The following is a 13,568-nucleotide window of genomic DNA, read 5'->3' on the forward strand; positions in this document are numbered from 1 at the left end:
TTTGTATACAGCAACGATAGTGGAAAATGCTTTTAAGCATATCCTTTAATTTTTAACGAGAAAAGCTATTTTATTTAATTTTTATGATTACAATGAAAACGCTCTGACAGCGCATTTCAATCGCCATCAGAGTGTTCTTATCTTATCGAGTATATCCTACCTAGAAATCAGGTCATAAAAATTAGGTTATAGCAATTAGGCTTTTGTTTCGAGCAACTGTGTGAGTAGTCCACCGGCTACCGACGCAGAAATAGGAATCAATGGCGTTACAGTGGCTTGAAAGTCATGATAAAGATCTTCGCGAGTTGGATACACCACCGTACTTAAATTGCCATCTGCATCCACTTCATGACGCCAGCCGCCGTGCTCAAGATCAATCAAAGTACTGGCGATATAATCCCAAGCTAAGCGGTAGTAATGTTCAAAGCGTGGATTACCCGTACGGCGCGATAGCATCAGTGCGGTATTTGCCATTTCAGCCTGTACCCAGTAAGGACGGTTGGGTATTGAAATCTCATCATTCCAGCCAATGGTATAGACCATGCCGGGCTGACCGTCAGGTGCCCAGCCACGATCGATAGCGCTATTAAATAATGTGACGGCATCAGGTAGCAGCCAATCAGGTACGTCATAATCATGCGCGATACAAGCAGACTCAACTTTGAGTAGCAGTCCAGCCCATTCTGCAAAATGACCAGGTGTGAGTCCCCAAGGTCGCAGGTCATCAGAAGGTTCATTTGCATCGTAGTCGGGTAACAGATTCCACCCACTATCAAAATGTTCAGGTAGGCGACCATCGTAAGTACTAGGAATATCGTGTCCGAAACGCTTGGCTAAGTGTAGCGCACGATCTAGCCAACGCATCTCACCCGTGGCATCTGCTAGTGCTAAGCAGGCTTCGGTCGTATGCATGTTGCAATTGGCACCGCGATAATCTTCGGGGTCAGACCAGTCAGCCGCAAAAGAGGGCAGCATCGATTGTTCATCTTCTAACCAAAAATGCTGATCAATGATTGTTATTGCAGCCTCCATCAACTCTGTACCGCGCGGGCGACCAGCAATGCTAGCAGACGCGCCAGCAAGCGCGACAAACGCATGCAGATAGGCGTTTTTGCGTGATGGGTTTTCATGAGTTGAGGAGGTATCACTGAACCAACCGCCATGTACCGAGTCGCGCAATGGGCCATCGAGCAACGCATCTAGGCCATGGTCAGCAAGTGTTGCTGCACCTGGTATACCCATTAGTGCCGCTAGCGCATAGCAATGCACCATCCTCGCAGTGATGATGCTCTTTGCTGTGTCATCTACCATGCTCCCATCATGACCGAGAGTCGCAAACCCTGATGGCGCGCGCGCTTTGGCATAATGTTCGAGCAAACGCTGTCCTTCAGCGAGCAACCAACGGCGATGAGTACTGCTATCTGCCCAACAGACAGATAGCAGGTCAGAAGAGTCAGGAGAATCCATGATATCAGCCATTGGTAATCATACCTCCGTTTATGTGTAAGGTCTGCCCAGTCACAAAGCTACTATCTTGGCAAGCAAGAAATACATAGGCAGCACCCATCTCACGTGGCTGACCCATACGTCCCATTGGTGAAGACATAGACTCTAAAATATCTTTATTAAAGTCTTTAAATACCAGTTGAATCTCGCTCACCACAGGACCTGGTGCTACCTGATTAACGCGAATACCGCGACTAAGTAGTTGTTGAGATAACGCGCGGGTGTAGCCAACGATAGCGCCTTTGGTTGCGGTGTACGGCACCAATACATCATTGCCGACGTACGCATTCACTGAGGTGGTATTGATGATGCTATCGCCTTCTTTCATATACTCAAGGGCGGCGCGGGTTGCATAAAACATTCCTGCCATATTGACATCAAAATGCTGTTGCCAGTCTTCATCACTGACTTCAGACAGGTCATGATACGGCTTTTGCATACCAGCATTGTTGACTAACACATCAATGCCGCCCCATTTTGTCACGACGGCTTCTACTGCCTCTTTGCAACTACTACTATCTGCGGTATCACCCTGCAATACCAACGCATCTGTGCCTTCTGCTTCAATACCTTCACGCGTCTCATTCGCGCTTTCTTCATCAGAGTGATAAAGGATGGCAACTTTGGCACCTTCGCGTGCCATATGAAAAGCCACTGCGCGACCGATACCACTGTCTCCGCCAGTGATTAAAACGCGCTTATCAGCCAGTTTTCCTGAGCCTTTATAATTATCATTGATGTATTCAGCAGGTGGCATCATGTTGTCGATTTGGTCTGTCATAATCTGTATCCTTCGTTCGTTTGAGGTGTCATCTATTTTTATTACAGCAAACCTATGACGCTGGCATCGATATTTTTATAATGCTATTTTAGAATGTCCGCCTCATAGCCCTGCTAACAACTATCATAATGCTCAGATACATTTTTTGAAATATTACTCGGTTAATGTTTGGTAATTTAAAATGCGGTTATGAGACTTATTACCATGAACGAATATCAAGAAAAAAGGATATTGGGAAAGTCTTATTCAATAAAGTTATCACCGTCTAAGAAAGACGAGATAAGGAATTGAGTGATTTAAAAAGTTGTGAAGGCACGGAAAAAAAACAGTCATTTAGTTGAAATATTCACCTTGATAGAGACTTAGTCTAGATAACAAAGCATATACATAAGCGGCAAGAAATTTTATATTTATCATAATTGCCCGATATATGTGTAGTAATCAGCCGATACGTTAATACGTCGCACCTTGCCTGAAACGACATCAATATGAGATACATCTACTAAAGCAATAATCGGACTAATAAGAAAGGCTGCCATACTAGTAACAGGTTATACTGGTATGCTGGCACAGGTATTTTCATGAATAATATGAAGATGACCACTCATAGGATTTGATAATGACCATACCTGAAAATATTGATTTCTTTAACAAGTTTAGCGTCGCTGTCCCAAGTTTTATTCGTCATCCTACACTCAGAAAACTGGCCGAGCGAGTACAGCACGAGACATTGAACGCGCTGACGAGTCCAACGATGTACGAGAGTGGCAACACCTCACAAAGTACGCGTATTTTGGACAGCTTATATCAGACACCGATTGCTGATGCCTCAATACTGGTCGCTATTACTCATGAGCGCAGGCCTAAACTATTATTAACACGCCGTGCCGCCCATATGAATAGTCATGCGGGTGAAGTGTCTTGTGTGGGTGGTAAACATGATCGAGGCGATGGCAATAATGTCGTTACCGCATTGCGTGAAGCCTGTGAAGAAACAGCGCTACCGCCCAATAAAGTCCAATTACTTGGTCAGCTACCGATCCAAACTTCAAAAAGTGGTATGAGCGTACGCCCAATCGTCGCGCTTATCGCCCCAGGTCTAGTGCTAGTTCCTGAAGCGGGAGAAATATCACGTATCTTTTGGGCAGACTTAGAATCGTTAGTCACTCAACCAACGGTAGAGTATGAAATTGAGTATAAAATGCAAGAGCAAGTGGCTACCATACTGACGCCGAGCTGGCAGGTCGATGGTGAGACAGTGTGGGGACTAACAGGACGGGTAATTGCCAACCTATTAGAAACAGGGTTTGATCGACAGCTCGAATGGTATTACCGCGTAGAAAAAAAACGCTGATAAATGTCATCTACTTATAATATAGTCGATGCAATTCAAAAGTAGTACAAGGCAACCGAGTGTAGATGTATATGTGATACTTCAAACGAGGTTAACGCAGTAATGCTTTTATAGTGGAATGACTATGGTCATCTATTTATAATAATCATCATTTTTCTTAAGCCACCAGTTCATATTGTCTTGGCGCTTGGCACGGAATGCTTCTAGCTTATGAGCAACGGACGAATTATGCTGCCGTGCAGTATCGAGCGCAAAAAGAATCGGTACAGAAGATAACACGCCAAAGCGTATCTTTGACTTTGGTAAGTCCAGACCATCGCCTATATCATCACCGACCAAAGTCCGAGTGACACTCGCGTTGACCATTTCGACAAAACGTCCACGGCGATTGTCTTCACCCATCAGCTGACGCGGTAAATCATGCAAGGCTTTTGCCAGTGGCTGTCCCATCTTAAAATCTAGCTGCTGAATCGATAGGTACGTATACAGCCACTCCCAGCATGCCGCTTCATCTTTTGGCAGACGATCTAAATCAACGCCCATCCAATAACTGGCCAGATTCCATAAGTGCAAAATTCCTTCGGCTTCTTCTGTGCTAATACGCGCGCCCAGCAGTCGCAGGCCGCGCATAATCAATAAGGAGAACTGTAAGTGGGTGGCAATCATATCGGTTTGATTGATAGGGATGCCCCAATAGTCGGTATTCCAACTACCGTCAGGGTTATGATGTTGCTCGGCGTTTGGTATCACGCCTGTAGCAGCATTGCCTTTACCTTTGAGTAAGTTTTGCCGTACCAAAGTATGTATTTGTCGTACTTGGATCGATTGTCGCCAGCCCTCAGAGCCAATGGATAACACTTGCTCGATAGGTTTATTTTGATTGTGTGTGCTCACATCAGATGAGGGATGTTCAGACACAGCCAAGATATAAGCATAAGTACGCATCAATCGCGGTAGCGCATCGTGCATCAGTGCGCCTGTCTGAATAAGTGGTAGCGAGAGGGCAGGGATGCTATAGCCGGCCATCAGAGCAACATTACGCAGTAGCCAAATGAGCATTAATGGATAGCGCCGATAGGCAACCGCACCTATCTGGGCAAGCTTTGGGTCGAACCAGTCAGGATGGCTGCTAAATTGCTCAGTGAGCGCGCTAAATGATGAATTGTTTACAAGGTCCTTGTTTCCAAGATAATTGCTTGCAGGATTGTTGTTTGGACTATCGCTAAGAATAGTATGCTGTAAGGGCTTCGCAAACTTTATGCTCTGTGCAGCTAACGCGTCTGCAAGCGGATCGCCAATATCATAACCTGCCACGATCTCATCAAGTAGAGCAGGCGAGATCGTAAAGTCTTTTGGTAATAAATAACGTTTAATGCGTTTTAGAACCTGCAAATCGCTATGGTCATCGATAGCAGTGGTACGTCCATGACGCTGATAAGTGTTCGATGATTGAGCATTCGATGATTGAAAGTCAGGTTTGTCAGTTGGAGTACTTGCCGTATTGATGATTTTCTTATCCATAGTTATCAAGTACCATTTTCAGAGTTAGGGCGTGCCTTAGAAAGTCAAACTTGCATTGCGATAGCTTCGCATCGCAGTTATTCGTAAAAATTACTGGATTGGTTCAATGAATCTAATTGCTGCTGTGTTGTTCGGGTACGGCGTTTGGTATCACGAATCTCATCAGATAGAGATAGCAGCCGTGCACGGGCTTCTTTTTCATTAGAAAAGTCTAGCATTTCACCATTTTCTAGCTTATCGAATTCTGATTGGTAAGTATCTAAGAGGTGATTGTCTTTGTCTAATTGACTGTCTAAGGCGTAATAATCTAGCCCTTTTTGATTAGCCGCTTGCAATGTGTTGGCCATAGCAATTGGACAAACATTGTTTAATTGACGACCACGTCTACCGATGTTATAGGCATTATTGATAGTGCAGTATTGTTGTAGACCAAGTTTACGACCGCGCTCCCATGCTTGGTAGTCGGGGGCGACACTGGCTTTGGCACAGGCTTTTGTATGAGATGCTAATCGGTCTGAATGATAACCTGCCACGCCATCGTTATAGCCGATAGCTTGCCAATCACCGATGAGACATTCTTGCTTGGAGAGTGTTGCACAGCCTGCTAGCAGATAAATACTACCGAACACAGATAACCCTAATGCCAGTTGACGTACAACGCGGTGTATAGGTCGGTACATGGTTAGCTCCGATAGCTGTAATAATTATGATAACGATAATAACTATGAACACAAATAAATGATGCAATTAATCACGTTATATAGTCTAGTCATCGATTGCTAGGTCACTTGTAGGTATCTCGATAACGTACATACAAATAAAATAGAGCAGCTTATAAGTGGGATCAATATTAAGCAGTACCACTATAAGCTACTCTATATCTCAAAGGTATTCATTAATGCGGGCGAGTCAAGTCGACCGATGTACCGCTAGCATTATCTTTCAAGCTCATTTTTAGCATGATGTAACCTGCGATACCAGAGACGATTGAACCCATGATAATGCCCAAGCGCTCATCAAACATAGTGGTATCGCCAGCAAATGCCAAACCACCGATGAACAAACTCATGGTAAAACCAACACCGCACAATAGAGCTGCACCGTAGATTTGCTTATAGTCCATACCTTTTGGCATGGTTGAGATACCAAGTTTGAAGATTAACCAGCACATCATCATGACGCCTAACTGCTTACCAATAAACAAACCAGCGGCAATACCTAGCGGCACTGAGTGGAATAGCTCAGCAAAACCTGCGCCTTCGAGAGAGATACCCGAGTTGGCAAAAGCAAAGATTGGCAAAATACCAAAAGCGACGGTATTGTGCAGATCGTGCTCTAGCTCTTCAAGCGGAGAGTGCTCAGGATCAGTGCGGTCGAACATCGGGATAAACAGTGCTAATACCACACCTGCCAATGTTGCATGGATACCAGACTTGAGTACGGCAATCCACATGATCAGACCAATGAGTAGATATGGCGTGATATTGGTGACGTTACGGCGATTAAGAACATATAAAAACGGCAAACATAAACCAGCTACTGCCAATGACTCTAACGACAACTCACTGGTATAAAACAAAGCGATAATCAGAATCGCACCAATGTCATCAAAGATAGCAATAGAGACCAAAAAGACCTTTAAAGAGTTAGGTACACGGTTACCTAAGAGACTCAAAATACCGAGTGCAAAGGCAATATCTGTCGCCGCAGGAATGGCCCAGCCTTTCCAAAACTCAGGCTCATTGTAGTTAAAGAGCAGATAGACAATCGCTGGCATAATCATACCGCCAAGTGCAGCCCCTGCTGGCAGTATTATCTGTTTGACGTTGGACAGCTCACCGATGAGTACTTCACGCTTAAGCTCTAATCCAACCAAGAAAAAGAAAACCGCCATCAGACCATCGTTAATCCAGTGATGAGCGTCTTTGGCAATCGCAAACTCACCAATCTGAATGGCGACTGGTGCATGAATAAAACCTTCATACCAAACATTAAGAGGGGAGTTGGCAATGATCATTGCAGCAATGGCAGCCAATGCTAAGACGATACCGCCTGCTGCCTCAAATTCAAAAAATGCTTTAATCCTTCGTATTGCCATATCATCCTCATTCGCTAAATACAATTTACTAAATAACCTCAAATATCCATCAATGTCTGCGCTACCTATAATTTTGAGGTAGCAAATAGACAGAAACAGTTTCTCATACTCTTATCAATATAGACAACAAAATACGTTGAGCCAGTGCCAACGGTCTACTTTTTTATATTCACAATAGCAATATTATAAAGAGGATTTGACGAGCACAATAGTTGTAAGTCGTTACATCTTTTTAATAAGTCGCTATTCGGTTGAGCATATTCGGAATGTTATTAGACAAATTTAGCAGACTTTGTTACGTTTTTGGCTTTTTTTACGGTTTTATCTTTATAATGAGCAGCGCTGTGCGACGTGTCATTATTTCTTTTGCTAGCACTGGTAAGCTGTCAGCTTATCGATAACGATATTTTAGCCTTATCTCATAACTCCTTTTTCTCTTCTTATAATATTTTGCAGGTCAGTGTCATGGACTTAACTTTCTCGTTAGAGATTATTTTAATGCTTACTGCGGTGGCCGCATTGGCAGGATTTATTGATGCTATCGCTGGCGGCGGCGGATTGTTGACTATCCCTGCCATGCTACTGGCCAACATCCCACCAGTATTAACGCTTGGTACCAATAAACTCCAAGCGGCATCAGGCGCGCTAGCTGCGTCTATTACTATGATTAGAAAAGGGGTCGTCAAACCGCAACGTATCAAAGTCGCTATTATCGCCGCTTTTATTGGTTCCGTTATTGGCACCATCGCTGTACAGATGTCACCACCTGACTTGCTTGAAAAGGTTATTCCATTTTTAATTGCGGCTATCGGTATCTATACATTATTTGCTCCTAGATTGGGTGAAGTAGAGGCGGCACCGCGTATCTCAGAGAGTAAGTGGCAAAAAGTCGTGGCACCGTTGATTGGTTTTTATGATGGTTATATTGGTCCAGGTACTGGGATGTTTTTTGCGCTTGGCAATGTGGCATTACGTGGTCGTCAAATTATCGAAGCAACAGGCGCGGCTAAAGTATTGAATTTATCGACCAATATCGGTTCGTTAATCTTCTTTATTTTGGGTGGTAACGTACTGTGGAAAGTGGGGCTAGCGATGATGGTTGGACAAACCATCGGCGCCTATTTTGGCTCGCATATGGTGGTTAAAGGCGGTAGCAAATTGATTCGTCCAGTGATTGTACTGGTCTGTCTGGCGATGTTGACCAAGTACGTGTTTGGCTAATTAGCCATTGATAGAACCGTATCAACCATTGTTATTTACTGGTTATTGATCATAAAAAAACCTCAGCCAATTTGACTGAGGTTTTTTATTTTATGCACTTCTATCTTATCTAGCAAGCGTGGGTTAGCGGCGACGATCAACATCATCGTATTCACTACCCATGATGCCATCACTAAAGACTTCAGAGAACTCACGCTCATTGTCTTCATCGATATGACCATCAAATACATCTTTTGCACCAGCGTTAGGATCGTTGTAAATAGCCAGATCCATTTTGCCTTCTGATTTTGCCACGATAGTAGTAACAGCAGCATCGCCACCAACGTTTACAGCAGTACGTAGCATATCAAGGATACGATCCACACCCAAGATTAGACCAATACCTTCGATTGGTAGACCCACTTGAGCAAATACCATAGACAGCATGATTAGACCAACACCAGGTACACCAGCCGTACCAACAGATGCCAGTACTGACATCAAGATGACGGTTAAGTATTCGGTCACGCCTAAATCAATGCCGTAAATGTTGGCAATAAAGATGGTCGCAGTACCCTGCATGATAGCCGTACCATCCATATTGATGGTAGCACCAAAAGGAACAGTGAACGATGCAACTGAGTTGTTTACACCCATACGTTTGGTAACCGTACGCAAGGTAATAGGAATCGTCGCGTTTGAGCTTGAGGTACTAAAAGCAAAGATTTGTACTTCACGCATTTTTGCCAAGAACGTCTTGATAGACAGGCCTGAAGAGACCTTAAGTACAATCATCATGGTGACAAAGAAGTGGAAGGCCAATGAACCGACCAATACCGCGACATAGCCAAGTAGTGACCAAATCAAGTCTAAACCTAGCTCTGCCATTGCTTTGGTCAATAGCGCAAATACACCATATGGTGCAAGGTTCATGATGATCGTGACCATCTTTAAGATAACTTCGTTGATCAGCTCTAGGCTCTGCACTAAGCCTTTGGCAGGTTTACCTACCATCAAGATACTGACACCGATCAAAATAGCAAAGAAGATGATCGATAACATATCGCCATTTGCCATCGCACTGATGGGATTCGATGGGATAATGTTAGAGAACACATCAAGTAGAGGCGGCGCTGACGCAGCTTCAAACTCGGCTTCCGTTCCGATATTCATGCCTTTACCGATACCGAATAACGAGCCAAGACCAATCGCAGTCGCAATAGCGAGTGCAGTGGTTATCATATAAATAATGAACGTTTTGGTACCAATACGTCCAAGTAGGCGAATATCACCAATACCGCATACACCGCAAATCAGTGAGATAAGCACCAAAGGTACGACCAACATTTTTAGCGAGTTGACAAATAGTTTACCAACAATGGCAAGGAAGCCATTGGTGATGTAAGTGTTAACAAAGCCACCTTCGCCGTTCAATCCTGAGTAGTTTAGAAATAGACCCAGTCCAATACCGAGCACCATGGCAACAATGATCTTGCCCGTCAGTCCCAAATTCTTCCACATAATTCATATCCTTTGTGTGCATAACAGCTTTATAGTAAGTGTTCATTAGCCAACATGATTGTACTTATCAGCCTTACTACAAAGCTTGTTATGACTATTAAGTTCCCGTGATTGTCGCTCGATGTCACATTTTCGTGGACAATATAAAAGAATAGCTAAGGGCACTGCAAGATTTTTTTCTGATTTTATTCTAAATGTACATTCCTCGTTACAACTATGTGCCCATAATATAGTCAATATTTATTCTAAACGGTTTGTTTCCCATATGAAACAAAATATTCATGAAAGAGTTTTTAGGGTAAGCAAATATGTCAAACTATTGATATTGAACCATTGATTTCAAATTATCGAAATGCAAAGAAAAGAATAAGACTCATATGATTAATTAAGCTTAAAATTTTCAATAGACCAAAAAAAGCCAGACTATCGTTTATAGATAGTCTGGCTAATAAGAAGTGAAAGTTTTATTATAAAATCTAATAATACTGAGTTTCTAATAGCAATATTAAAAACAGAATAGACCATTAATCGTTTTCTTCGCGTGACAAAGGAGATTGGCGTTCTAAAGGTTTGATATCATTATCACTTACTTCAGTATTGATCTCGTCAGGTGGTGAAATATGACGATTATGATTGTTGCCCATACGCTCGTTAAGATGTGATTCAGCGTCACGATGGCGATGATCGAGTGCCTCTATCTCAGGCTCTGATTCTTCAAAATCTGTCTGCGAATTTACTTCTTTGACAGTATCTTGTTCACTGACCAACTCTACATCGCCATCACTTTCATAACCATGGTTAGGATTGGCATCGCCAGTATGATTGTCTGTGTTTGCAGTACTGTCTAGATCATTAATAGTTGGTTCGTTAGTGGTGGCTAGCTCATCGATGACAGATGCATCGGTATCCACAGCGATACCGTTTTTACTCTGAGCTTGTCTTTTTAGCTGTGCGTAATCAGTCAGTTGGTGAACTGCATTTTCAAGCGCATGTGGATTGTCACGTTCTAGCGCTTCCGATAGATGCTTATCAAACGTATCGGTCAATAATGAATCAAAACGCATGGCGTTATATTGAATCAGAACTTCTGCTTCTTCTTCGGTAATGCCGCCATTTTGACTGGCGTGTACCACATGATCTTCAAAGGTTAGACCTTCAAAGCTGTCTTGATGCTCTGCCTTTTTAAACTTCTGCCACAATGGTTCGATTTCGACCAACGTCTGATAAGCATGCTCCATACGACCAGTTACATCGTCTGCATCTGTGTTGTAATAAACCATGGTTTTTAGATAATCGCGGAACGGGTTGGCTGCAAAATCATCCATGAAAGTCTCGCCCAACTGGCGTTTTAGCTCATCGCTTGTTGGGGTAAAGATACGTCCACTTGGGAAAGTCACAAAGCTAACCACATTGGCTGCCATACGATTTGGGAAGTTGGCGAAGAATGACACAAAGGCTTCTTGAATCGTATACAAGCTATTTTGTAGCGCAACTTCGGCATGCAATCGCTCAGATTCTGATTTACTACCATGCTCATAGAATTGCAAAATAGCAGTCGCAATAAATAGATGACTATGGATGTCTGCTAAACGACCAGAGAGCATTTCTTTACGCTTTAAGTCTCCTGCTAGTAGTCCTAATGCCATATCAGCAGTTAGGGCAAAGCTCGCACTTAAACGATTAATATGTTTGTAGTAGGGACGGGTAAAGGCGTCTGCGAAACTCGGGGCCTTATCGCTACCACCGATGTAACCTGCGACAAAGGCTTTGGCGCCACGGTTAAACGTGTAGCCTAAATGTTTGAAGAAAAGGGTATCAAATTTTTCAGTAGCAGCAGCTTTGTCTTCGTTCTGTAGTAACTGAAGCTCGTCGAATAAATAAGGATGACAGCGCATCGCACCTTGACCAAAGATCATGAGCGAGCGGGTCAAAATGTTGGCGCCTTCTACCGTGATAGAGACAGGAATCGCCTGATAAGGTGTCGCTAAGAAATTACGCGGACCCATTTGCACAGCACGACCACCGACCACATCCATACCGTCGTTGACGACGCTACGCATGGTTTCAGTCGCATAGTATTTGGCCATGGCAGTCATGACTGATGGCGTGCCACCTTGGTTTAATCCGCAAGTGACCAAATGTCGGAACGCTTCTAACATATAAGTGTTACTCGCCATACGGCTAGTAGCGTCCTGTACACCTTCAAATTTACCTACTGATATCTTGAACTGTTCGCGAACTTTTGCGAACGCACCGACAGACAGATAGGTCATTTCACTGGCTGATGTCGATAGAGCCGGCAGAGAGATACCTCGACCAACGCCCAAGCATTCCATCAGCATACGCCAGCCGCGACCAGCGTTCTCGACACCACCAATGATGTAATCTAATGGAATAAAAACATCTTTACCATCAACCGTACCATTCATAAATGGCGAGCCAATTGGATTGTGACGTGGCCCTGTTACGACACCTTCGTGGTTGGCTGGAACGAGGGCACAAGTAATGCCGTAATCGGTTTTTTCAGGATTACCAAGCAGACCTTCAGGATCGTGCATTTTAAATGCTAAACCAACGACAGTGGCGACAGGTGCTAGGGTAATCCAACGTTTAGAGAAGTTCATGCGTAGGCCAAGCACTTGCTCGCCTTCGTGCATACCGTAGCAGACTACACCTGTATCAGGAATCGCACCTGCATCAGAGCCCGCTTCGGGCCCAGTTAAACCAAAGCAAGGCACTTCATCACCTTTGGCAAGACCTGGCAACCAGCGCTGCTTTTGCTCGTCTGTACCATAGTGCATCAATAGCTCACCAGGGCCGAGCGAGTTGGGAACCATACAGGTCACAGCGGCAGTCGGCGAGCGCGAAGCGATTTTACTCATTACACGGCTTTGCGCATAGGAGCTAAATTCTAAGCCGCCAAATTCTTTTGGAATGATTAAACCTAAGAAGCCATTACTTTTGATAAATTGCCATGCCTCAGGTGATAGATTTTTATCTTTATGCTGGATTTGCCATTCATCAAGCATGGCACATAAGGTTTCTACTTCATTATCGATGAAACTTTGCTCTTCTTCCGAAAGCTGCGGATAAGGATAATTGGCAAAGGTATCCCAATTCGGCGCACCCATAAACAGCTCTTTTTCCCACCAACTAGTACCCGCATCAAGTGCTTCACGCTCCGTATCACTCATACTCGGCATCGCACCGCCCAGCGCCTTATAAACAGGTTTAGTGATTAACGATTGGCGAAGCGGTGCAATGAGTAAGACCAAGCACAGTAATGCCATTGGTATACCCAAAATGAGCGACCATGGGCTGATAATTGCGGTAACGATAACCGTAATCAGGGCGACGATGCTACCGGTGACCCGTGATAAGGACAACAAAAAGATGGCCAAGACCACGGCTAACTGAATGATGACTGCCAAAATAAACAAGCCAATTGCCATGACTATCTCCTTTAAAGCGCTGAATAAAAAATGCGAAAAGTACGTGAATGAAAGAGCTAACTATAATTGTTTTTCGTCTTGCCATTCACTGTCTTACAAGTAAATCGAATGATTTGTTAATCCATAAATGCTCGG

9 protein-coding genes are annotated in these 13,568 nt (G+C 43.8%); 2 read left to right on the forward strand and 7 right to left on the reverse strand.

The window, feature by feature from the left end; all coding sequences use genetic code 11:
* Nucleotides 1–195 precede the first annotated feature (195 nt).
* Nucleotides 196–1,467, reverse strand: a complete 1,272-nt coding sequence (locus tag CXF62_RS09155) for an AGE family epimerase/isomerase (protein WP_102094081.1) — start codon at nucleotides 1,465–1,467, stop codon at nucleotides 196–198.
* A 4-nt stretch (nucleotides 1,468–1,471) separates the two neighbouring features.
* Complete coding sequence (locus tag CXF62_RS09160; RefSeq protein WP_102094054.1) at nucleotides 1,472–2,287, reverse strand: SDR family oxidoreductase; 816 nt, start codon at nucleotides 2,285–2,287, stop codon at nucleotides 1,472–1,474.
* Nucleotides 2,288–2,906: 619 nt separating this feature from the next.
* On the opposite strand from CXF62_RS09160, the gene CXF62_RS09165 reads away from it, so the two are divergent.
* A complete protein-coding gene (locus tag CXF62_RS09165) occupies nucleotides 2,907–3,641 on the forward strand; it encodes an NUDIX hydrolase (protein ID WP_102094056.1) in 735 nt (244 codons plus the stop codon).
* A 132-nt stretch (nucleotides 3,642–3,773) separates the two neighbouring features.
* On the opposite strand, the gene CXF62_RS09170 is transcribed toward CXF62_RS09165, so the two are convergent.
* The 3 genes from CXF62_RS09170 to nhaA form a co-directional block, all read right to left on the reverse strand.
* Nucleotides 3,774–5,162, reverse strand: coding sequence for an oxygenase MpaB family protein (locus tag CXF62_RS09170; protein WP_228153210.1), 1,389 nt, complete (start codon nucleotides 5,160–5,162; stop codon nucleotides 3,774–3,776).
* Nucleotides 5,163–5,239: 77 nt separating this feature from the next.
* A complete protein-coding gene (locus tag CXF62_RS09175) occupies nucleotides 5,240–5,842 on the reverse strand; it encodes a DUF2799 domain-containing protein (protein ID WP_102094059.1) in 603 nt (200 codons plus the stop codon).
* A gap of 215 nt (nucleotides 5,843–6,057) precedes the next feature.
* The gene (nhaA, locus tag CXF62_RS09180) at nucleotides 6,058–7,260 is read right to left on the reverse strand and encodes a Na+/H+ antiporter NhaA (protein ID WP_102094060.1); all 1,203 of its coding nucleotides are present in this window, start codon (nucleotides 7,258–7,260) and stop codon (nucleotides 6,058–6,060) included.
* 465 nt (nucleotides 7,261–7,725) lie between these two features.
* Between nhaA and CXF62_RS09185 the strand changes: the two genes are divergently transcribed.
* Nucleotides 7,726–8,481 (forward strand): TSUP family transporter, encoded by a 756-nt coding sequence (locus CXF62_RS09185; protein WP_101206038.1) that lies wholly within the window; start codon nucleotides 7,726–7,728, stop codon nucleotides 8,479–8,481.
* 123 nt (nucleotides 8,482–8,604) lie between these two features.
* On the opposite strand, the gene CXF62_RS09190 is transcribed toward CXF62_RS09185, so the two are convergent.
* Together CXF62_RS09190 and CXF62_RS09195 are read right to left on the reverse strand one after the other, a co-directional pair.
* Nucleotides 8,605–9,981, reverse strand: coding sequence for a dicarboxylate/amino acid:cation symporter (locus CXF62_RS09190; protein WP_057761609.1), 1,377 nt, complete (start codon nucleotides 9,979–9,981; stop codon nucleotides 8,605–8,607).
* A 524-nt stretch (nucleotides 9,982–10,505) separates the two neighbouring features.
* Nucleotides 10,506–13,433, reverse strand: coding sequence for an acyl-CoA dehydrogenase (locus tag CXF62_RS09195; RefSeq protein WP_102094062.1), 2,928 nt, complete (start codon nucleotides 13,431–13,433; stop codon nucleotides 10,506–10,508).
* Nucleotides 13,434–13,568 lie beyond the last annotated feature (135 nt).

Source organism: Psychrobacter sp. MES7-P7E (assembly GCF_002863645.1).
Lineage (GTDB): Bacteria > Pseudomonadota > Gammaproteobacteria > Pseudomonadales > Moraxellaceae > Psychrobacter.